The 20,701-nt window shown below is 68.6% G+C and carries 14 protein-coding genes and 1 tRNA gene; 7 read left to right on the forward strand and 8 right to left on the reverse strand.

Annotation, left to right across the window (positions count from 1 at the left end; all coding sequences use genetic code 11):
- The first annotated feature begins 4 nt into the window (after positions 1 to 4).
- Positions 5 to 1,435 (forward strand): APC family permease, encoded by a 1,431-nt coding sequence (locus ACT86A_RS00530; protein WP_445089962.1) that lies wholly within the window; start codon positions 5 to 7, stop codon positions 1,433 to 1,435.
- 96 nt (positions 1,436 to 1,531) lie between these two features.
- On the opposite strand, the gene ACT86A_RS00535 is transcribed toward ACT86A_RS00530, so the two are convergent.
- Positions 1,532 to 2,161: a hypothetical protein gene (locus tag ACT86A_RS00535; RefSeq protein ID WP_445089963.1), complete on the reverse strand. Its 630-nt coding sequence runs from the start codon at positions 2,159 to 2,161 to the stop codon at positions 1,532 to 1,534.
- Positions 2,162 to 2,269: 108 nt separating this feature from the next.
- On the opposite strand from ACT86A_RS00535, the gene ACT86A_RS00540 reads away from it, so the two are divergent.
- A complete protein-coding gene (locus ACT86A_RS00540) occupies positions 2,270 to 2,437 on the forward strand; it encodes a hypothetical protein (protein WP_445089964.1) in 168 nt (55 codons plus the stop codon).
- A gap of 99 nt (positions 2,438 to 2,536) precedes the next feature.
- Here the strand turns inward: ACT86A_RS00540 and ACT86A_RS00545 are convergent, their stop codons facing one another.
- The 3 genes from ACT86A_RS00545 to ACT86A_RS00555 form a co-directional block, all read right to left on the reverse strand.
- On the reverse strand, positions 2,537 to 3,958 hold the full coding sequence (locus ACT86A_RS00545; RefSeq protein WP_445089965.1) for a cytochrome P450: 1,422 nt from the start codon (positions 3,956 to 3,958) through the stop codon (positions 2,537 to 2,539).
- Positions 3,959 to 4,269: 311 nt separating this feature from the next.
- The gene (locus ACT86A_RS00550; RefSeq protein ID WP_445089966.1) at positions 4,270 to 5,211 is read right to left on the reverse strand and encodes a DUF3626 domain-containing protein; all 942 of its coding nucleotides are present in this window, start codon (positions 5,209 to 5,211) and stop codon (positions 4,270 to 4,272) included.
- A gap of 48 nt (positions 5,212 to 5,259) precedes the next feature.
- Positions 5,260 to 5,341, reverse strand: a tRNA-Leu gene (locus ACT86A_RS00555).
- A 385-nt stretch (positions 5,342 to 5,726) separates the two neighbouring features.
- Between ACT86A_RS00555 and ACT86A_RS00560 the strand changes: the two genes are divergently transcribed.
- A complete protein-coding gene (locus tag ACT86A_RS00560; protein WP_445089967.1) occupies positions 5,727 to 15,056 on the forward strand; it encodes a fatty acid synthase subunit beta domain-containing protein in 9,330 nt (3,109 codons plus the stop codon).
- A gap of 76 nt (positions 15,057 to 15,132) precedes the next feature.
- Positions 15,133 to 15,570, forward strand: coding sequence for a holo-ACP synthase AcpS (gene acpS / locus ACT86A_RS00565; RefSeq protein WP_043721202.1), 438 nt, complete (start codon positions 15,133 to 15,135; stop codon positions 15,568 to 15,570).
- A 37-nt stretch (positions 15,571 to 15,607) separates the two neighbouring features.
- Here the strand turns inward: acpS and ACT86A_RS00570 are convergent, their stop codons facing one another.
- Positions 15,608 to 16,228 carry a TetR/AcrR family transcriptional regulator gene (locus tag ACT86A_RS00570; protein ID WP_445090301.1) on the reverse strand — a complete coding sequence of 207 codons (621 nt, stop codon included), beginning with the start codon at positions 16,226 to 16,228 and terminating at the stop codon, positions 15,608 to 15,610.
- A 294-nt stretch (positions 16,229 to 16,522) separates the two neighbouring features.
- Here ACT86A_RS00570 and ACT86A_RS00575 point away from each other — a divergent pair, with 294 nt between their 5' ends.
- A complete protein-coding gene (locus ACT86A_RS00575) occupies positions 16,523 to 17,755 on the forward strand; it encodes a DUF7159 family protein (RefSeq protein WP_445089968.1) in 1,233 nt (410 codons plus the stop codon).
- A 186-nt stretch (positions 17,756 to 17,941) separates the two neighbouring features.
- On the opposite strand, the gene bcp is transcribed toward ACT86A_RS00575, so the two are convergent.
- Positions 17,942 to 18,415 carry a thioredoxin-dependent thiol peroxidase gene (bcp, locus tag ACT86A_RS00580; protein ID WP_445089969.1) on the reverse strand — a complete coding sequence of 158 codons (474 nt, stop codon included), beginning with the start codon at positions 18,413 to 18,415 and terminating at the stop codon, positions 17,942 to 17,944.
- Between the two features lie 188 nt (positions 18,416 to 18,603).
- Here bcp and ACT86A_RS00585 point away from each other — a divergent pair, with 188 nt between their 5' ends.
- Positions 18,604 to 18,825, forward strand: coding sequence for a DUF3618 domain-containing protein (locus ACT86A_RS00585; RefSeq protein WP_445089970.1), 222 nt, complete (start codon positions 18,604 to 18,606; stop codon positions 18,823 to 18,825).
- 85 nt (positions 18,826 to 18,910) lie between these two features.
- Here ACT86A_RS00585 and ACT86A_RS00590 read toward each other — a convergent pair whose 3' ends face one another.
- A complete protein-coding gene (locus tag ACT86A_RS00590; protein WP_445089971.1) occupies positions 18,911 to 19,207 on the reverse strand; it encodes an excalibur calcium-binding domain-containing protein in 297 nt (98 codons plus the stop codon).
- A gap of 391 nt (positions 19,208 to 19,598) precedes the next feature.
- Here ACT86A_RS00590 and ACT86A_RS00595 point away from each other — a divergent pair, with 391 nt between their 5' ends.
- Positions 19,599 to 20,063 (forward strand): MarR family winged helix-turn-helix transcriptional regulator, encoded by a 465-nt coding sequence (locus ACT86A_RS00595; protein WP_445089972.1) that lies wholly within the window; start codon positions 19,599 to 19,601, stop codon positions 20,061 to 20,063.
- Between the two features lie 20 nt (positions 20,064 to 20,083).
- Here ACT86A_RS00595 and ACT86A_RS00600 read toward each other — a convergent pair whose 3' ends face one another.
- Positions 20,084 to 20,614 (reverse strand): DnaJ family domain-containing protein, encoded by a 531-nt coding sequence (locus tag ACT86A_RS00600; RefSeq protein WP_445089973.1) that lies wholly within the window; start codon positions 20,612 to 20,614, stop codon positions 20,084 to 20,086.
- Positions 20,615 to 20,701 lie beyond the last annotated feature (87 nt).

Here is a 20,701-nt window from a genome sequence, read left to right on the forward strand (position 1 = left end):
GTGGATGGCCTCGAATCCGCCGCGCCCACCCAAGACACTGCGCTGGCAGGACGGCTTCATGCTCGCCCTGCCGATCGCCAACGGCCTGTTCATCTCCGTGGGCTACGTCGTCGGAGGCATCGGCGCTGTGCCCGCGGTGGCGATCTGCCTGGTGCTGTCACTGGTCGCGGTGTGCCAGAACAAGCTGTTCTCCGAGATGGCGGCCATGTTCGCCGACAAGGCCGGCGGTGTGGCCATGTTCGCCGCCGAAGGGTGGAAGCGATACTTCACTCCCATCGCCCCGCTCGCCGCATTCGGCTACTGGTGCGGCTGGGCGCTGGTGCTGTCGCTGGTCGGGCTGACCATCGGCGAACTCGTCCACGCCCAATGGTTCCCCGGCGTCACCTTCACCCTGCTCAGTCTCGGAAGCGTCGATTTCGGCCTGCCACAGTGCATCTCGGCGTTCACGGTGATCGCGTGCACGATGCTGAACGTGCTCGGTATCCGGGTCGCGCTGCGTTTCAACCAAGTCATCGGCGTGGCCTTCGCCGTGGTACTGCTCGCACTGGCCATCGGCCCGTTCGTTGCCGGGCAGTGGAGCACGGCCAACCTGTCCGCACACGTGGACGGGAACTGGACCGCGTTTGTGGTCTGGCTGTATGTGTCGGCCTGGGCGATCTACGGCTCGGAGTTGTGCGCGGTGTTCGCCCCGGAATACCGCGACACTACCCGCGACACCTCCCGGGCGCTGAACTCGATCGCGCTGTTCATGGTCGGCGCCTACACGATCGTGCCGCTGGCGACGTCCGGTCAGCTCACCGCGGACGAATTCACGGCCAATCCGATCACCTACGGCATCGTCAGCATGGGCCACATCTCCGGCGGTCTGTCCGACCTGATCGCCGCGGTCCTGTGCGGGGCGTTATTCCTGAGCATGATCTCTTCTTCCGCGGACGCCAGCCGTGCCCTGTATGGGCTGTCGGCGGACAAGATGTCCATCAAGCAGCTCGATCAGCTCAACTCCCGCGGTGTGCCGAGCCGTGCCCTATGGGCCACCATGATCGTCAACCTCGGCATCCTGCTGTTCGTCGGCAAGTCGGTGGCCATCCTCATCGCCAGCAACCTCGGCTACCTCCTGGCGATCACACTCGCCGTCATCGCCTTCGTGCTGCTACGCAAGGACCGCCCCGACTGGCCCCGCCCGATCCGGCTACCCCGCGTCTGGATCCCGATCGCGGTAGCCGTCGCCGCGTTCAACGCGGTCATCCTCGTCGTGGGCGCGCTCAACCCCGGCCTGAGCTACGTTGGCGAACCCAAGGAAGTCCTGGCCGGGTGCGCGCTGATCCTTGTCGGAGTCGTGCTGTTCGTCTACCGCCGAGTCGTGCAGGATCGCCTTCCCCTGCGGTGGCGTGACAACGGCGACAGCCGGCCGAACCCGGCTCGGCACGAGGGGTAGGACGACTGCCCGCGGTGGCTCGCGCCGTGACTGCGCCGGCGACCATATCGTTCCATTTCTGGTCTTCGTCGTCGCCACCCAGCAGCCGCGGCGAGCTTATTCGGCCCGGGCAATTCTGACGATGTGCAGGCGGCTGCCGACTTCGCCGGGGTAGCGGCGGGATGTGATGGTGACGGGTTGCCATCCATTCGGGGTGTGGGCGCGGATGCGGGCGACGGTGACGGCTTTCATGCCGGGTAGGCCGGGTTGAAGCATGACCGCTGTTTTGGCGACTGCTTTCCAGTCGTCGCGGTGGATCAGTTCGGCGTCTCCCTCGCGTTGCCAGTCGATCCAGGTGGGTACCTGCCCGATCCATTGCGCGATGAGTGGGGCACCGGTGGGTGGGAACGCGATCAAGGCCGCAGCCGGTACGTCGGGTCCGGGTTCATCGGTCAGGCCGAGTGCTTCGTGTGGGCCGAGGGCGGCTTGGTCCACGTCGGATACGTCATGAGTGAGTCCGCGAAGGCCGGGCCGGTCCAGATCGGTTCGGCCACGGGCAAAGATCTGCCAGTTCATCAGATGCCCGTTGTCGTGCAGAACCACGATGTTCGAGGTGAACCGGGCGTCGGGTTCGGGATTCGTGCCGAGAGCTATCAAGGCGGTGGCGTCATCGAATTTCACGACTTTGCGGAAGAATTCGCCCGGCGAGCGAACCCGCTTGAATCCGTCTGCGTCATCGGTGCTCATCATCCAAGAATCGAGGCGCTGCTGAACCTGGAGATCTCCTGCGTACCAACCGATTCCGGCTGCGGGACGATGTGCGCGAATGGGTTCGTCCGGTGCGCCGACCCACAGATGAAGGGCGTATACCTCGTCTTCTGGACCGAGCACGGGCAGCGCTTGAACACGGCGGTGACCACCGCGGCCGGATACGACCTGATCGAAGACCGAGCCGGACCGGCGGACCCAGTCGGTCAGGTCGCCGACATCGACACCTTCATTGCGTTGCAAGGAACGCAATGACACCTAATCGCGGCGTTCGCCGTCCTTGGCGAGGATAGTCATAGGGGTGTCCAGCGGCCCCAGGGCTTCGATGAGAAACCATGACATCGGTGAGCTCACTCATCTGCCGGCGGTGGCAGCCACAGATCGGCCGCGGGCGGTCAATTCGAACGGTTCGGGGCGTAATGTTCCGCGCTCCCGCAAGGTCAGCGGCGTGGCGGAGGTCGTGCGCAGGTCGAAGGCGTGTACCAGCCGGCCGAGCATGAGCGTCGCCTCATGCAGCGCGAACGCCCGCCCGATGCACGAGCGGGGGCCCGTGCCCCATGGTTGGAAAAACCTGTCGGGAAACGCGCGCAGCGCGGTGGAGTCGAAACGGTCCGGGTCGAAGTCCTCGGCGGTCGCACCCCACACCTCCGGGTCACGCTGCGCGGCCAGGGCGAGGACGAACACCGCGCGCCCGGCCGGGACCAGGTAGCCACCAAGGTTCTGGTCGGTGCGTGCGATCCGGAAAAAGCCGGGCGCGGGCGGCCACAGTCGTAGGCATTCGTTGAGGAACTGGCGTGTGAACCTCATCTTGGTTACCTCGTCATAGCTGAGACCGGCTGTCTGCGAAGGTATCTCGCCGCGTATACGGTCTTGGTAGTCCGGGTTTTCTGCCAGGTGGAACAACGCGACTTCCAGCAGGGCGGCCGTGGTTTCGTGCCCGGCGATCAAGAACGTGAGTGTCTGATCCCGGACGTTGGCCGCCGGCAGCCGGGCCCCGGTTTCCGGGTCTGTGGCTGTCAGCATCAAGCCGAGCAAATCGGTTGCTTCGCTGCTGTTTTCGCGGTGACGGTCCGCTATCAGCTCGTCCACATATTGTTGCAGGGAGGCGATGTCGCGGCGCGCGGCCGGACCGCGCAGCGCCGCCCGTACATGGCCGATGAGAGGCACGTCATTCGTGGATTCCGACGCCCACTGCAGCGTGCGGCCCAGCTCCCGAACGAACCGGTCCGAATCGTCAGCCGTCCCCGCGGGATCGAACAACCGCAGGTCCCGACCGAACCCGGCTCGCGCGATCACTTCGAGGGTGGCGCGCGTCATCGCCGAATGAACGGCTACGCCTGCACTGCCCGCCGAAGCCCATTCGGTCACCAGGTCGTCGGCAACCGAGGCCATCGCATCGTGATAGGTGCGCATCGCGGCCTGAGCGAACCCCGGCGTGAGGACGCGCCGGGCCTGTCCCCACAGCGGGTCCTTGGAACTGGCCGTGAACATCCCGTGTGGGGCGATCGGCCGCAGCTTGGCCAGCGGCCCCAGAAGCACACGTCCCCAGGCTGTTTCGTCGCTGCACTGAGTCGACAAACGGCCCCCGGCGACGATGATCAGCTGCGTGCCGAGCAGTTTCCGCTGGAAGATCGGGCCCAGCCCGCCTTGTGCCAGTTTCAGCTCATGCTGTGTTGGGCGGCGGCGGTCGACACTGGCCACATCGCCGATGATCGGAATCCGACGCGGCGGATGCGGCAACGCCTCCAAAGGTAACGCGGCATCGGACGATTTCATGTGTCCCACTCAAGCACTCCAGCCATCCGATTGCCGGGCGGGGTAACCGGTGTGGGCGGTCGTCGGCTTGGGGATGTGGTTGGGGCATCAGTCGCGCGTTCCTGCCTCGCAGAGACAGTCGCAGTACCGGTCGGCACTCGTTGCCGCGCGATTGAACAGCCGACTGGTCCGCCAGCGCTGGTGGAACTGGCGAAAGACGTTCACAGGCGGCGTGCCTGTTCGTGTTCAACAGCCACGGCCTGCCCGACCAGCCGTGGACGCGAGAAATTGTGGCCAGCTGATGGTCATGAAGAAATCGAACCCACCACGGATCATCGCGGACCGATCGCCTCGGGGGATAGCTGGGGGCCGGGCTCGGAGGGGAACTCCGGCCCCCAGCTACTCCCCGAGGCGGTCCCGGCGGCAGCGTTGCCGCGGCGAGGGTTTCGGCCGGAACGGCCGAGGGTGTCGAGGTCGGGTCGGTGATAAGGCGCGTCGCCCGATCTCCCCCGAGCACGAACCATGGCCGGTGTTCGGCCTGTTGCCTCCGGCGAGTCGTGGCCTGGTTGCTCCGGCGCTCGGCTGAGTTTCGTGGGCGCCGGCTGCGCTGGTGTGCCGCGGATCGCAGTGACCTGACGGGCGAGGAAGCATCGGAAGAGCGACGGCCCGACGACGCTGAGCCGAAAGCCGCGGTGCCAGTCGATCGGACACGGGAGTTGGAGGGCCGAGCCATGCACATCCGTGCCGCGATAGCTGGGATCCAGAACGAGCGCCTCGATGTCTCGGTCCAGGGCGTCCAGATCATCGAACTCGGCCAACTCGATCAGTGAAAAGTACTCCGCAACACCGAAGTTGGTGGGCTCGGTCGAACTGTCCGGGTAGCAGAACGTGGCTCGCGAAAGGGTGTCAGCGGTGAGCCGGAAATAGGAAGAGCCGAATCGTGGTGCTCCGCCCGCAGGATCGTTCCGGAAGTTCAGTGCACCGTAAACGGGACGCTCAGCAGCGGTGACGTGGTCGTAGGCGCCTGCGAAGATACGGCTCTCCCAGCGCCACCGGTCACCACCTGGATGTGCAGTCAATCCGCCATTGCTTGTTCCCGTCACGAACTGTGACTGGTAGACCCCGACCTCGGCCATCCTGCGCAGGATCGGCCGTCCCTCGATCATCCGGTCAGGATGAAAGTTCGCCGTCAGCCGCAGCCGAGGATCCAACGGACCACCCGAAGACAGTGCCGCGACATGGCGCAGAGCCCGCTGCTGCGGCGACGGAACCATCGGACTCCCCCTCAGTACCGGATATCCAACAGATCTGTTGCGAATCTGTGCGCGAGAGGGGACTTGAACCCCTACGTCCGAGGACACCAGAACCTAAATCTGGCGCGTCTGCCAATTTCGCCACTCGCGCTTGGTGGTACGACCGTCCAAACTGTACCGGGCATTTCGGCCATAACGAAACATTGGGTCGGCGTGGCGTACCCGCCGGTAACCCCACCTGGGATTATAACGATTCGACAACGATCAACATGAGGGGCGCTCATGTTTCCTACGCGTTGGTAACCCGGAGACCAGGGAGTTCAAATATGAGGCTGAGTCATGTTTCCGACCATTCTGGTACACGCGTACGGGAATACTCCTAAGTAACCCTTCGGCAGACGGATAAACGTGAGGATTTCCTCATGATTCTGTGTCATTCTCGCCCCTATCAAGCCGATCGCCCGCGATCATCCGCAGACCTAGAGGGACCGGCGTGTCGCTGAGGCATGTCGCATGGAAAAGGAAGTCGAAGCGTCGTGACGATCAACGAGAGCACCAAGGCCGGGAACGGACGGAGCGCGAAGGCGGTCGCCGCCGCCGGGAAGGCCGCGTCGGACGGGGCGCGGTCACCGCTGTTGGATCGTCTGCTCGGTGGCGTGCCATACGCGCTCGCCTTCGGCGGACAGGGTGCCAAGTGGCTGAACGAGTTGGAGGAGATCGGGCGCGACAGCGCGCTGGAACCGGAGTTGACCGCCCTGGTCAATGAGGCGGCCACGCTGCTGGAACCGGTTGCGACACAGTTGCTGGTAGTGCGTCCGGTCGGCTTCGACCCGATCGGGTGGATGCTCGAGAACGAACTTGCCGACGCCGACGAGGGCGAAGTCTCGGCGGCCCCCTCCGATCAGGTGCTGCGCTCGGCCGCGGTGTCCATGCCGGGTGTGCTGCTGACCCAGGTGGCGGCTGTGCGAGCGCTGCGGTTGCAGGGCCTCGACGCGGCGGAGCACGCGCCGGTCGCGGTCGTCGGGCACTCGCAGGGACTGCTCGCGGCTGCCGCGGTCGACGCGGGCGGCACGCGTGATGCGGAGCTGCTGGCGATCGCGCAGATGATCGGCGCCGCGGCGGGCTTGGTCGCGCGGCGGCGCGGGCTGATGCCGGTGGGTGATCGGTCGCCGATGGTCGCGGTGTCCAACGTCGACCCGGAGCAGCTGCGGGCCATCGTGGCACAGGTATGCGAAGGCGTCGATCCGGCCGCTGCCGTGGTGATCTCGATCCGCAACGGACGTCGTCGCGCGGTGCTGTCGGGCCCGCCCGCGCAGCTGGAGCGGGTGCGCCAGCGGTGCGCGCAGATCCACGACGAGCAGGCGCGCGAGCGCGATGCCAAGATGCGCGGTGGCGCGGTGTTCGCGCCGGTTTTCGAGGACGTGGCCGTCGACGTGGCGTTCCACCATCCCGCGCTGGCCGACACCGTCGACCTGGTGCGCGGCTGGGCGAGCCAGTGCGGACTGGACGCTGAGCTGGCGGGTGAGCTGGCGCGGCAGATCCTGGTGGACCCGATCGACTGGGTCGAGGTCGTCGATGGCGTCGTTTCGGCCGGCACGCAATGGATTCTGGACCTGGGTCCGGGCGATCTGCTGTCCCGCGTCACGGCGGGCACGCTGAAGGGCACCGGCGTCGGCATGGTCGCCGCCGCCACTCGCGCCGGACAACGCGGCCTGCTGACCCCGGGCGCGGCGCCGGAACCGGCGACGCCGTGGTCGGCCTTCGCGCCGCGACCGGTGCGGCTGCCCAACGGGCGCATCGTCGTCGAGACCGCGTTCACCAAGCTGACCGGCCGCTCGCCGATCCTGCTCGCGGGCATGACACCCACGACCGTCGACGCGAAGATCGTCGCCGCCGCGGCCAACGCGGGCCACTGGGCGGAGCTGGCCGGCGGCGGCCAGGTGACCGAGCAGATCTTCACCGACCGGGTCGCGGAGCTGAAGAACCTGCTGCAGCCGGGTCGCGCGGTGCAGTTCAACTCGCTGTTCCTCGACCCCTACCTGTGGAAGCTGCAGCTGGGTGGCAAGCGACTGGTGCAGCGCGCCCGCGCGGCCGGTGCCCCGCTCGACGGCGTGATCGTGACCGCGGGCATTCCGGAGCTGGAGGAAGCCGTCGCGCTCATCCAGGAGCTCACCGAGGTCGGTATCGCGCACGTCGCCTTCAAGCCGGGCACCGTCGCGCAGATCCGCGCGGTGCTGCGGATCGCCGACGCGGTGCCGGATTATCCGGTGATCATGCACATCGAGGGCGGCAAGGCCGGCGGCCACCACTCCTGGGAGGACCTGGACGACCTGCTGCTGGCCACCTATGCCGAATTGCGCAACCGCGCCAACGTGGTGGTGTGCGTCGGCGGCGGGATCGGAACCCCCGAACGCGCGACCGAGTACCTCACCGGTGAATGGGCGGTGCAGCACGGCTACCCCGTCATGCCGTTGGATGGTGTGCTGGTCGGCACCGCCGCGATGGCGACGCTGGAGGCAACCACCGCTCCCGAAGTCAAGCAGCTGCTGGTCGATACCCCCGGCACGCCGGATTGGGTCGGTGCGGGCACCGCGTCCGGCGGAATGGCTTCGGGCCGAAGCCAATTGGGTGCCGACATCCATGAGATCGACAACGCCGCGTCGCGTACCGGCCGCCTGCTCGACGAGGTCGCCGGTGACGCCGACGCGGTCGCCGCGCGCCGGGACGAGATCATCGCGGCCCTGAACGTGACCGCCAAGCCCTATTTCGGCGACCTGGTGACCATGACCTACCAGGAGTGGCTGGAGCGCTACGTCGAACTCGCGGTCGGCCTCGACCGCCGCAAGGACTTCGACTGCGGTAGCGACCTCGGCGATGCGATCGCGGAGGCCACCCGCTCGGTCTGGCTGGACATCACCTGGCGCGACCGGTTCGCGGAGATGATGCGCCGCACCGAGTCCCGGCTGCATCCGGCCGACCGCGGCGAGATCACCACGTTGTTCCCGAGCGACGAGGACTTCGAGGACCCGGTCGCGGCGCTGTGCGCTCTGAAAGAGCAGTACCCCGTCGCCGCGCAGACCCTGCTGCACCCGGCCGACGTCCCGTTCTTCGTATCCCTGTGCAAGACGCCCGGCAAACCGGTGAATTTCGTTCCGGTCGTCGACGGCGATGTGCGCCGCTGGTGGCGCTCGGATTCGCTGTGGCAGGCGCATGATCCCCGCTACTCGGCCGATCAGGTGTGCGTCATCCCCGGCACCGTCGCGGTCGCCGGTATCACCCGGGTCGACGAGCCGGTCGGCGAGCTGCTCGACCGCTTCGAGCAGGACGCCGCGTATTCGCTGGTGCGTGCGGGCCTGGTGCCCGACCCGGTGGACGCACGTCGCACCGCGGGCATCACCGCGGGCCCGATCGACGCCGTCCTGGCCGCACCGGACGTCCAGTGGGCCGGGCGCACCACCATCAACCCGGTGCATCGGCTCGGCGATCTCTCCGAATGGGTCGTCGACGAAAAGGGCGCGGTGCATCCGCCCAGCGGCGCGACGCTCGTCGAGACCACCGGCCCGGAAACCGAGCACTCCTACCTGGAGCTGACCGTTCCGTTGCTGGCGGACAACGCGGTGCGCATCCGGATCACCGTGCCGACCACCGTCGCCAACGGCGGCGCCCCGGTCGTCACCGAGGCCGATGCGGACGAGTCCATGTCGGCGCTGCTGGCTGTCGCGGCCGGGCAGGCGCTGCCGGAGGTCAAGGGCAAGGTCGCGCACGTGAACCTGGCCTGGACGCCGGATCTCGTCGCCGATCACGCCGGCGTGACCGGCTCCGGCCTGCCCGCCACCTTGAGCACGCTCGGTCGCACCGTGCCCGACGTGCTGGTCGGCGCCTGCTGGCCGGCGGTGTTCGCGGTGCTCGGCGCCGCGCGCACCGCCAAGGGTGAGAGCGTCATCGAGGGCATGCTCGACCTGGTCCACCTGGACCACCAGATCCACCTCGCCGGTGAGTTGCCCGCGGACACCAGCGTGCTGGCGGTCCGCGCGGAGGCCGGGGAGACCCTCGACACCGACCTCGGCCGGGTCGTCGAGGTCACCGTGCGGATCACCGCGATGCTGGACAAGCCGGAAACCGGCATGTCCATGCCGGAGCTGGCCACGCTCACCGAGCGGTTCGCGATCCGCGGACGCAACGGCGCAGGTGAACTCGCCGATCCGCCGCGAGCCGCGGGCACGCTGTCCGACGTGGCCACCGACACCCCGCGTCGGCGGCGGCGCGACGTCACCCTCGTCGCGCCGCGCACCATGCACGCCTTCGCCGCCGTTTCCGGTGACCACAACCCGATTCACACCAGCGATGCCGCCGCGAAACTGGCCGGGCTGGGCAGCCCGATCGTGCACGGCATGTGGTTGTCGGCCGCCGCGCAGCACGCGGTGTCGGCGATCGATCCGGCCATTTCGGTGCCCGCTCGGACGCTGACCGCGTGGACCACTCGATTCCTCGGCATGGTCCGCCCCGGCGCGGAGATCGACGTGCGTGTGGAGCGCGTCGCGGTCGACGCGGGCAGCGAGATCATCGAGGTCTCCTGCCGGACCGGCGGCGAGCTGGTGATGACCGCGACCGGTCGCACCGCCGCGCCGAAGACCGTCTACGCCTTCCCCGGCCAGGGCATTCAGAGCAAGGGCATGGGTTTGACCGCCCGCGCCCGGTCGAAGGCCGCGAAGGCGATCTGGGAGCGCGCCGACAAGCACACCCGTGCGGCACTCGGCTTCTCGATCCTGGCCGTGGTGCGGGACAACCCGACCTACCTGAAAGCGCGCGGCGTCGAACACCGGCACCCGGATGGCGTGCTGCACCTGACCCAGTTCACCCAGGTCGCCATGGCGACCCTCGGTGTCGCCCAGGTGGCGGAACTGCGTGAGGCCGGTGCGTTCATCGACGGCGCCATCTTCGCGGGCCACTCGGTCGGCGAGTACAACGCGCTGGCGGCGGTCGCGGGCGTGCTGCCGCTGGAGGCAGTGCTCGAGGTCGTCTTCCAGCGCGGCTCGGCGATGCACGAGCTGGTGCCCCGGGACGCGCAGGGCCGCAGCGACTATCGGATGGCCGCGATCCGGCCCTCGCAGATCGGGCTGCCCGACGAGGACGTGGTCGACTTCGTCAACGGTGTCGGCGAACAGGCCGGCGAATACCTCGAGGTGGTCAACCTGAACCTGCGCGGCTCGCAGTACGCCATCGCGGGCACGGTGGCCGGGCTCGAGGCGCTGGAGACGGAGATCGACCGGCGCCGTGCGGAATTCGGTGGCAGGCGCGCATTCATCCTGGTCCCCGGTATCGATGTGCCGTTCCACTCCACCGTGCTGCGCAAGGGCGTTCCGGAGTTCCGCCAGAAGCTCGAGCAGTTGCTGCCCGTGGACCTGCACCCGGAGATCCTGCTCGGCCGCTACATTCCGAACCTGGTGCCCAGGCCGTTCTCGCTGGAGCGTGCGTTCATCCAGGAGATCGCGGATCTGGTGCCGTCGGAGCCGCTGTCCGCGGTGCTGGCCGACTTCGACAACTGGGCGGCCCGCCCGGCCGATCTGTGCCGTGTCGTGCTCATCGAGCTGCTGGCCTGGCAGTTCGCCAGCCCGGTGCGCTGGATCGAGACCCAGGACCTGCTGTTCACCGATGCCGCGCACGGTGGCCTCGGCGTCGAGCGGTTCATCGAGATCGGCCTCGGCGCGACACCGACGGTGGCCAACCTGGCCGCCCAGACGTTGAAACTGCCGGCGTTCGGCGGTGCCAAGGTCGAGGTGCTCAACGTCGAGCGCGAAGCCGCGATCGTGTACGCGACCGACACCGACCCGGCGCATGTCGACGAACCGGTCGAGGAGCCCACCGCCGCCGCGACCCCGGCGCCGGTCGCCGCGGCCGCTCCGGTCGCCGCGGCCGTCGCGACTTCGGCGGGCCCGCGCCCGGATGACATCGCGTTCACCGCCGCCGACGCCACCCGCGCGCTGATCGCACTGTGGACGAAGCTGCGGCTGGACCAGATCGGTCCGGTGGACACCATCGAGGGCTTGTGCGACGGCGTGTCCTCCCGGCGTAATCAGCTGCTCGTCGACCTCGGCTCCGAGCTCTCGCTCGGCGCGATCGACGGCGCGGCCGACGCCGACATGGGCGCGCTCGCCGCGACCGTGGAGCGGCTGGCCCGCACCTACCGTCCCTTCGGCTCGGTCCTGACCGACGCCGTCGGCGACCACCTGCGCAAGGTGTTCGGCCCGTCCGGTAAGCGCCCGGCCGCCATCGCCGAGCGGGTGAAGAAGGTCTGGGAACTCGGCGACGGGTGGGCCAGCCACGTGACCACCGAAGTGTCGCTCGGCACCCGGGAGGGCACCAGCGTGCGTGGCGGTGACCTCGGCGGGCTGGTCTCCGGCTCGCTGAGCGACGCCGCCTCGGTCGACGCGGCCATCGACGCCGCCGTCCAGGCCGTCGCGGCCCGCCGCGGTGTCGCGGTGTCGCTGCCGTCGGCGGGCGGCGGGGCCGGCGGGACCGTCGACGCGGCCGCGCTCGGCGAATTCACCGAGCAGATCACCGGCCGCGACGGCGTGCTGGCCACTGCCGCCCGCGTGGTGCTCGAGCAACTCGGACTCTCCGAGCGGATCTCCGCGCCGGAGGCGACGGACGAATCGCTGGTCGACCTGGTCTCGGCCGAACTGGGTTCGGACTGGCCCCGTTCGGTCGCGCCCGCGTTCGACGCGCGCAAGGCGGTGCTGCTGGACGACCGGTGGGCCACGGCGCGCGAGGATCTGGCCCGGCTCTGGCTCGCCGACGACGCCGGCAGCGCGAACGGTCCGGTCACCGGATTCCTCGGGGCGGGCGAAGCCGTTGCCGCGCAGGCGGACTGGTGGCGGCAGCGGGCGAAGCACGAGGCCCGTTCGGTGCTGGCCGGGCTGTACGAGCGGATCGCCGAAGCGGCGCGCAGCGTCGAAGAGCCCGGGCTCTGGTCCTCGGACATCGCGGTGATCACCGGCGCGAGCAAGGGATCCATCGCCGCGGCGGTGACCGGTAGGTTGCTCGGCGGTGGCGCCACGGTGGTGGTGACCACGTCCACGCTGAACGACGAGCGTCTCGGGTTCTACCGGAAGCTGTACCGGGACAACGCCCGGCACGGCGCGGCCCTGTGGATCGTGCCCGCGAACATGGCCTCCTACCAGGACATCGACGCGCTGATCGACTGGGTCGGCACCGAGCAGGTGGACAACGCCGGTGGCGCGAAGATCAAGGTCAAGGACGCGATGACACCGACCCTGCTGCTGCCGTTCGCGGCGCCGCGGGTGGCCGGTGACCTCGCCGACGCGGGCGCCCGCGCGGAACTCGAGATGCGGGTGCTGCTGTGGTCGGTCGAGCGGCTGATCGGCGGGTTGTCCAAGCTGGGCGCCGACCACGATGTGGACGCGAAACTGCATGTGGTACTCCCGGGTTCGCCCAACCGCGGTCTGTTCGGCGGTGACGGCGCCTACGGCGAGTCGAAGGCGGCACTGGACGCGGTGGTCGGCAAGTGGCGGGCCGAGAAATCGTGGTCGGCCCGGGTCACCCTGGTGCACGCGCTGATCGGCTGGGTGCGCGGCACCGGCCTGATGGGCCACAACGACCCCATGGTCGCCGCGGTCGAGAAGGCGGGCGTGCAAACCTGGTCCACCACCGAGATGGCCGACGAGCTGCTCAAGTGGTGCACCTCGCGGGCCCGGCAGGTGACCGAGGCCGGTCCGCAGCAGATCGACCTGACCGGCGGACTGGCCAAGGCCAAGCTCGACTTGCCCGCGCTGGCCAAGGAGGCCGCGGAGCAGGCAGAGTCCGAGACCCTCGATGCGGCCGAGACGACCGGGGCCAAGACCATCGCGGCACTGCCGGCGCCGCCGACCATGTCCTCGGCGCTTCCGGTGCCCGAGTGGGGTGAGGTGACCGCCGACCCGGCCGACATGGTGGTCATCATCGGCGCCGGGGAGCTCGGCCCGTACGGCTCGGCGCGCACCCGCTTCGAGATGGAGGTCTCCGACGAGCTGTCCGCGGCGGGCGTGCTGGAGCTGGCCTGGACCACCGGGTTGATCACGTGGGAGAACGATCCCAAGCCGGGTTGGTACGACGTCGCCTCCGGCGACTATGTGCCAGAGCACGAGCTGGCCGAGCGCTACCACGACGCGGTCGTCGAACGCTGCGGTGTGCGCCGCTACGCGGACGACGGCGCCATGACCGACGGCTCCGCCCCGCTGATGACCTCGGTCTTCCTCGACCAGGACCTGTCGTTCACAGTGGGTGGCGAGGCCGAGGCCCGCGCCTTCCATGCCGCCGACCCCGAGCACACGGTGATCACGCCGGTCGCCGATTCCGGTGACTGGACGGTCACACGCAAAGCGGGCACCGAGATCCGGGTGCCGCGCCGGGCCAAGCTGTCGCGCACGGTCGGCGGCCAGATCCCGACCGGCTGGGATCCGACCATCTGGGGTATCTCGCCCGATATGGCCGCCTCGGTGGATCGGGTGGCGCTGTGGAACATCGTGTGCACGGTGGACGCGTTCATCGGCTCCGGTTTCAGCCCCGCGGAGCTGATGAGCTGGGTGCATCCGTCGCTGGTGGCCAACACCCAGGGCACCGGCATGGGCGGGATGTCCTCGATGCGCTCGCTCTACATCGACAACCTGCTGGGTGAGCCGCGGCCGAACGACATCCTGCAGGAGGCGCTGCCGAACGTCGCGCTGGCACACGTGGTGCAGTCCTACGTCGGCAGCTACGGCGCGATGGTGCACCCGGTGGCGGCCTGCGCCACCGCCGCGGTGTCGGTCGAGGAGGGCGTGGACAAGATCCGGCTCGGCAAGGCGGAACTGGTGGTCGCGGGCGGCTACGACGACCTCGGCATCGAGGGCATCGTCGGCTTCGGCGATATGTCGGCGACCGCGGACTCGGCCGTCATGAGCGCCAAGGGCATCAGCGACCGGTACTTCTCCCGCGCCAACGATCGCCGCCGCGGCGGGTTCGTGGAATCGCAGGGCGGCGGTACCGTGCTGCTCGCCCGGGGAGATATCGCCCTGGAGCTCGGTTTGCCGGTCCTCGGCGTGGTGGCCTTCGCCCAGTCGTTCGCCGATGGCGTGCACACCTCGATTCCGGCGCCCGGCCTGGGCGCTCTCGGCGCGGGCCGCGGAGGTCGCGAGTCGCGGTTCGCCGCCGAGCTGCGCAAGCTCGGTGTGCAGCCCGACGACATCGCGGTGATCTCCAAGCACGACACCTCGACCGCGGCCAACGACCCCAACGAGTCCGAGCTGCACGAACGCCTCGCCGGCGCGATCGGGCGGTCGGACGGCGCTCCGCTGTTCGTCGTGTCGCAGAAGAGCCTGACCGGCCATGCCAAGGGTGGTGCGGCCGCGTTCCAGCTGATCGGTCTGTGCCAGGTGCTGGAAACCGGTGTGGTGCCGCCGAATCGGAGCCTGGACTGCGTCGACGACAAGATGCGCGAGTACCCGCACCTGGTGTGGGTCCGGGAGCCGTTGCGGTTCGGCGACCGGTTGCCGCTCAAGGCGGGTCTGGTGACCTCGCTCGGCTTCGGGCATGTGTCCGGTCTGCTCGCGGTGGTGCATCCGCAGGCGTTCATCCAGGCCATCGAGCCGGGCAAGCGCGCGGAGTACCAGCGCAAAGCGCAGCAGCGGCAGCTGTCCGGCCGGCAGCGGTTCGTCGAGGCGATGTGCGGCGGCGCCCCGCTGTACGAGCGGCCCGCGGACCGTCGTCTCGGCGGAGAGGGCACGCCCGCCAAGCGGATTCGGCAACTCGAGGCGGATGTGCTGCTCTCGCCCGAGGCGCGGTTGGCCGAGGACGGGGCGTACCGGGCGAAGGGGCTCGGATGCGCGTAACCGGACGCGCGGCGGGGAAACCCGCCGCGCGGGGTCCCCGCACGCCGTCGGCGATCACGTCGTAGGCTGCGCGGCTATGACGATCCTCGGTATCGGATTGGACTTGGTGACCATCTCCGAGTTCGCCGAACAGCTCGAACGCGCCGGAACCACCATGCTCCGGGAAAGTTTCACCGCGGGCGAGCGGCGCTACTGCCAGAGTAAAGGGACCGACCCGGCGCGCAGTTACGCGGCGCGGTGGGCGGCGAAGGAGGCGGTGCTCAAAGCTTGGGCTTCGTCGCGGTTCGCCCGCCGCCCGCAGATCGGGGACAACCCGTATCCGCTGATCGAGGTGGTCAACGACGCGTGGGGCAGGCCGAGCATCAAGCTGCACGGCCTCGCCGCCGAATTCCTGCCCCGGGTCAGGGTTCACCTGTCGTTGACCCACGACGGCGACACCGCGGCCGCGATGGTCGTGCTCGAAGATCCCGGCGAGCTGGCCGATCTCATCGAAGGCCGCGACAGCGCCGGCTGAGTCGCAGGGTGGTCCCGGTTCGCGCCGGGACCACCCGTTATCGCTGGCTGGCTGTGCGCGATTCCTTCTCGGCGACGAGCAGGTAGGCGACCATCAGCCGCTTGAGTTCGGCGACCGCGTCCGCGTTGCTCTGTTCATCCTGGACCGAGAAGTTCAGCATCGAATAGACCACGTGCACCAGCACCTCGGCCATCATGGTGCGCCGGGGCCGTGGCGTGCGCGGGGTGAGTGGACGCAGCATTTGCGACACGACTTCGGCGAACTGCTTCTCGTGAATCGCGCCGGTGGCCCGGGTGGATGGCGTGGACTGCATGGCGAGCCATACCTCCCGCCGAGACGGGTCGGTCATCCACAGGTTGGCCAGGTGGTCGACGAACTGGTTCATGTGCCGCAGCCAGTCCAATGACGGGATCTCGCCGTGGAAGTCGGCCAGCTCTTGGGAAACGGCAACCAGGTCTTGGCGATTCAGTTCGCAGACGATGACGTACTTGTTGGCGAAGAACTGATACAGCGTGCCGATCGGCACCTCGGCCCTGGCCGCGACCTCTTCACAGGTGAACGACTCGAAACCGACTTCGACGAGCAATTCTCTGGACGCCTGGAGCAAGGCGTCGAATTTGCGTTTGCTGCGTTCCTGCGTCGGCCGACGTCGCGGCATGAGCTCCTGTGGGTCGTCCTGCAGCTCCAACGCAGGGTCCACACGGTGCTTCGACCTGGCCTCCGCGCGTACTTCCACGCATCCAGGCTAATGGTACGGGCACGTCGGTGACACATGTGTCTGCTGTTGAAGTCCGGCCCTGTTGATACCCCGACCCATCCGGCTCCACTGTGGCGCCGAACACACACCGAGCGCGCGTGTCTCACGATGCGTGCGGCGAGCAGGGGAATCCATGCGGCTCATGGCTTTCGGCAAGCTCGTGAGCTCGGTCCATGCCAGAGGGAGGCGTGATCAGTGGTGGCTGAATCTGTGGTGACTCTCGGCGTTTCCACCGAACGAGGTGCAGTGCATGCGGTAGCGCTTGCCGACGGCAAGAAGCTCGTGGACCGCATGCTGCTGCGCCGGGTGGGTCGGACGGACGGTGACGGCGCGGAGAACGTGGCAGCAGCCGTCGAGACGGTGTTGAACGCGTTGGCCGCGGGGCTCGACCCGGACCTGGAGATCGGCGGCGTGGCGGTCGCCTATCGGGACGCCGCGCAGCGGCGCGCCATCGTGACCAGGTTGGCCAGCGGCCCCTGGCACAGCGCTTCCATGGTCTCGGCGAAATCGGCCCACCTGAGCGTTGCGGGCATGATGACCTGGCTGGATGCCTTCGACAATCTGCTGATCTGCGAGGTCGTCCCCGGTTACCAGGCGTTCACCCTGGTCGATCGCGGGCGCCGCAGGGTGCTCGCCGCGGTCGGGCGGACCGGCCGGACGACTGCGCAGTCGCTGGAGGCGGCCGTGACGGCGGCCTGGGAGCAGTTGGAGGCGGCGGCGACCCGGCCGGACGCGGTGGCGTTGATCGGCTCCGCGGCCGCCGAGTCGGCGGTTATGGCCGCTGTAGAAGACTTCGGGGCGCCGGTGATCCCGTCCACGATGGCCACCTTTGCGTGCGCGGCCGGAGCCGCGTTGAGCGTGCGAATGGAATCCGAGAGTTCTGCCGAGCCGGCAGATGAGCCGCATCGGGCGCGTGGCGGGGTGGCGTTGTTCGCCGCGGCCGGGGTGCTGGCGAGCGGAATGGTCGTCGGCGGCGGTTACGTGCTGAATGGGTTCTCGCGCCCGATGCCGACCGTGGTAGCAGACGCTGAGCGCGACGGAGTGGGTGTGGAGGGCTCCGTGGGGGGGTTGGACCGCACGCCGGGCTCCGAGGCCGACGCACCTTCCACCGGGCCGGTCGCCTCGGCAACCGGTGCCGGGACCGGATCGCAGCTCTCCGGCCGGCACTGGGGCGGCACTCTGGGAGATGATCCCTTGCCGCTGTCGACCACCGAAGCCGCGGGCCAGGAAGAGCCGGACGCCCAGCTGCCACCGGCGCTGGGCACCGGGGTCCCGGCGCACAGCAAGGTGGGCGCGCCCAACGAGGCGCTGCTGTTCCCCGGTGAGTCTCCGCCGCCCGCCGCGTTCACCCCGGAAGCGGCGGACTGGTGGGACGAGCATCTCCGCTTGATGGCGCAATGGGCGGCACAGCAGGTGATGCCGTCTTGATTTGTTCGGCAGCGCCTGCGGTGCTGCGGGTTCGCGGCCGCTGGTGAGCCGGGCCGCGAACCGGGGATGACCGGTCCCGCTCGGCGGTGCGGCGTGCTCGCCGCGGAAGCTGAGGCCAGCTGCCCTTGGCGCTCAGTTGTGCAGCCCGGAGCCCTTGCGGCGCCGGGCTTTTCGCAGCGTGGGCCGCTAGAGCGAGAGGTCGCGGCGTAGTTTGGCGACGTGGCCGGTGGCGCGGACGTTGTACTGCGCCACCGCGATCTTGCCGGCCTCGTCCACCAGGAAGGTGGAGCGAATGACGCCGACGACCGTCTTGCCGTACATGGTCTTCTCGCCGTACGCGCCCCATGCGGTGAGCACGGCGCGGTCGGGATCCGACAGCAGCGGGAAGGTCAACTCTTCGGCGTCGCGGAACTTTGCCAGCTTGGTGGGTTTGTCCGGCGAGACGCCCAGGACGTCGATGCCCGCGACGTTCAGCTCGGCCAGGTTGTCGCGGAAATCACAGGCTTGTTTGGTGCAGCCCGGCGTGCTCGCGGCGGGGTAGAAGTACACGATCACCTTGCGGCCGCGATAGTCGGCGAGCGAGACGTCGTTGCCGTCGGCGTCCGGCAATGTGAAGTCGGGGGCGGTGTCTCCAGGGGAGAGTCGTCGGTTGGTGGTCACCTCCAGCACGGTAACCCAAACCCACCGAAACCTACCGAAACCTTGGCCAGGAGATCTTCGCGCAGCCCCGAACGCGCGGTGTGGGACGGATAGACTCGTCCGCGTGCCCTGGGCGGTCCGCGAACGGCCGAGCACGCGGCGTGGTCGTGCCGCCCCAGGCGCGGTAATCGACAACAGGAGGGTGGAACGTGGCAAAGGATACCGAGCGGATCGAGCAGGAGATCGAGGCCGCCCGCACGCGGCTGGCGAGCACGCTCGACGAACTCGCGGTACGCGCGGATCCGCACCGTATCGCGGACGATACCAAGCAGATCGTGGTCGCCAAGCTGAACGAGCCGAAGGTGAAATACAGTCTGATCGGCGCCGCCGCCGTGCTCGCCGGGTTGGTGCTGCTGAAGATCTTCCGCTAGTGGCTGTTCGAGATCTTCCCGAGCTGGAAAACGACGACACCCGGTGTGGCGAGGCCCACCGGGTGTCGTCGTTGTGGCGGTCGGTTCAGACCGTCGGGCAGGCGAAGCCGTCGCCGTCGGGATCCAGGTGCGGGCCGTAGCCCGGTTCCCCGCGGAACAGCGGGGCGCGTCCGGCGGCGCGGGCATCGTCGCAGTTGGCGAAGGCGCCACCGGCCGAACCGGTCTGCGACAGACCGGCCGAGCCGGTCGCGGCGGAGCCGGTGTCGACGGCCGACGAACCGGTCCCGGAGGAACCGGTCGGAGGGGCGGCTAGGGCGGCGGGTGCCGCGAGAAAGATCATTCCCGCGACGGCCGCGCTGACGGTGAGCCGGCGAACGTTCATGTATTCCTCTATGTCTGCTGCGGTGGATGGAGCGCCCGACCGGACGCCGCATCCACTGTTGTGACGGCTCGCCTCATTGTCAACTGTAAGGGGACGGAACTAGGGCATTAGGGGATTGCGGGCGCAGGCGGCCGTCAAAGCTGTTGGCGCGCAGCTCTCGAAGTGCTCCATGCTCGAAGTGATCCATACTCGGGAAGGGTCCGCGCACTTCGAATCCGGCACCCTCGCGCTGCTTGTGGGCGGTGACAACACTTCGGACCGGTCACTCACGCAGGGCGGCGTCGGGCGGGAAGACGCGGCAGGGCCATGATGTCGGAAATGTGACGACGGTCAGGGGGCCTCCCCGAAAGTTGGTGTCCATGTCAACCAATGGGTACTACACTTCATTCCCATGGTCCGGTGGTTCAGCACAGACGAGCAGACGACCTGGCAGGCCTATGTGCGGCTGCGTCAGCGCTTGGATGGGGCGATTTCGGCTGGTCTGGCCGGCGATGGCCTGTCGCTGGCGGACTACGAGTTAATGGTGGCGCTGTCCGCGGCGCCCGGCGGCTGTCTGCGCGCCAAAGAGCTGGGCGCCCAAGTGTGCTGGGAGAAGAGCCGGTTGTCCAAACATTTGGCCAGGATGGACGCCCGCGGACTGGTGCAGCGGCGACCCGCCGAGGAGGACGCCCGCGGCATCATCGTGCAACTCACGCCGGAAGGGCGCGCCGCGCTGGAGCGGGCTGCGCCGAACCACGTGGATCTGGTTCGTCGAGTATTCGTCGAGCGGATGACGGCGGAGGAGGCGCGGGCGCTGCGCGCACTCGCGGACAAAGTGGTCGCCGAGGTGGAGCAAGCGACCGAACTGGGTGCTTGACGGGGGCTGGATCAGACCTGTCACCCGGCACGGGGCCTGCGGATCAGCCATCGGCGCCACCAGCGTCGTCGAGGTGGGCGCGCGATGACCTCCGCGGGGCGCCGCTGCGCCGTCTCTGTCGATGACGGGGCGCGCCGTGCCCGCGCCGCATCGCGCTCGGTCCGCCATTGCGCGACAACCTCATCCGCGTTTACCGGTGCGATCGGCACGAAAGGACCCTGCGGTAGGCGCAGCCACTCCACGACGCGCTTGTTCAGCTCGCTCACCGCCGCCCGCACCTGCCGCTCCACGGTGAACTCGCGTACGGTCTCGGGCAGGCGCTCGATGTCGCGGCGCAGCAGCAGTGAGGGCGGCAGCAGGGCGTCGCCGTTTACTCCTTGGCGACGCAGATAGCCGCGTAACCACCAGTCCTCGTCGTGGGCCGCATCGGCTCCGGGAATCGGCTTGCCGGTGCCGGGCAGATTGTCGAATTCGCCCCGTTCGGCCGCCTCGTGGATCTGCTTTTCGATCCACGATTCGAAGGTCAGTTTCGACGGCTTGCGCTCGGTCATCGCGACGGCGATGTCAGCGGTTGCATGACGCCAGTCTACGGAAGCCGATAGTCGAAGTGGAAGCTATTGTGGTACAACAGCTTTCGG

The sequence above is a fragment of the Nocardia glycosmidis genome (assembly GCF_052545115.1).

What these genes read in the sequence shown, in the direction of transcription:
- ACT86A_RS00530 (WP_445089962.1), top strand. Translation starts at nt 5, where the DNA reads ATGGCCTCGAATCCGCCGCGCCCACCCAAGACACTGCGCTGGCAGGAC.
- ACT86A_RS00535 (WP_445089963.1), bottom strand. Translation starts at nt 2,161, where the DNA reads ATGAGCACCGATGACGCAGACGGATTCAAGCGGGTTCGCTCGCCGGGC.
- ACT86A_RS00540 (WP_445089964.1), top strand. Translation starts at nt 2,270, where the DNA reads ATGAAGGGCGTATACCTCGTCTTCTGGACCGAGCACGGGCAGCGCTTG.
- ACT86A_RS00545 (WP_445089965.1), bottom strand. Translation starts at nt 3,958, where the DNA reads ATGAAATCGTCCGATGCCGCGTTACCTTTGGAGGCGTTGCCGCATCCG.
- ACT86A_RS00550 (WP_445089966.1), bottom strand. Translation starts at nt 5,211, where the DNA reads ATGGTTCCGTCGCCGCAGCAGCGGGCTCTGCGCCATGTCGCGGCACTG.
- acpS (WP_043721202.1), top strand. Translation starts at nt 15,133, where the DNA reads ATGACGATCCTCGGTATCGGATTGGACTTGGTGACCATCTCCGAGTTC.
- ACT86A_RS00570 (WP_445090301.1), bottom strand. Translation starts at nt 16,228, where the DNA reads ATGCCGCGACGTCGGCCGACGCAGGAACGCAGCAAACGCAAATTCGAC.
- ACT86A_RS00590 (WP_445089971.1), bottom strand. Translation starts at nt 19,207, where the DNA reads ATGAACGTTCGCCGGCTCACCGTCAGCGCGGCCGTCGCGGGAATGATC.
- ACT86A_RS00595 (WP_445089972.1), top strand. Translation starts at nt 19,599, where the DNA reads ATGGTCCGGTGGTTCAGCACAGACGAGCAGACGACCTGGCAGGCCTAT.
- ACT86A_RS00600 (WP_445089973.1), bottom strand. Translation starts at nt 20,614, where the DNA reads ATGACCGAGCGCAAGCCGTCGAAACTGACCTTCGAATCGTGGATCGAA.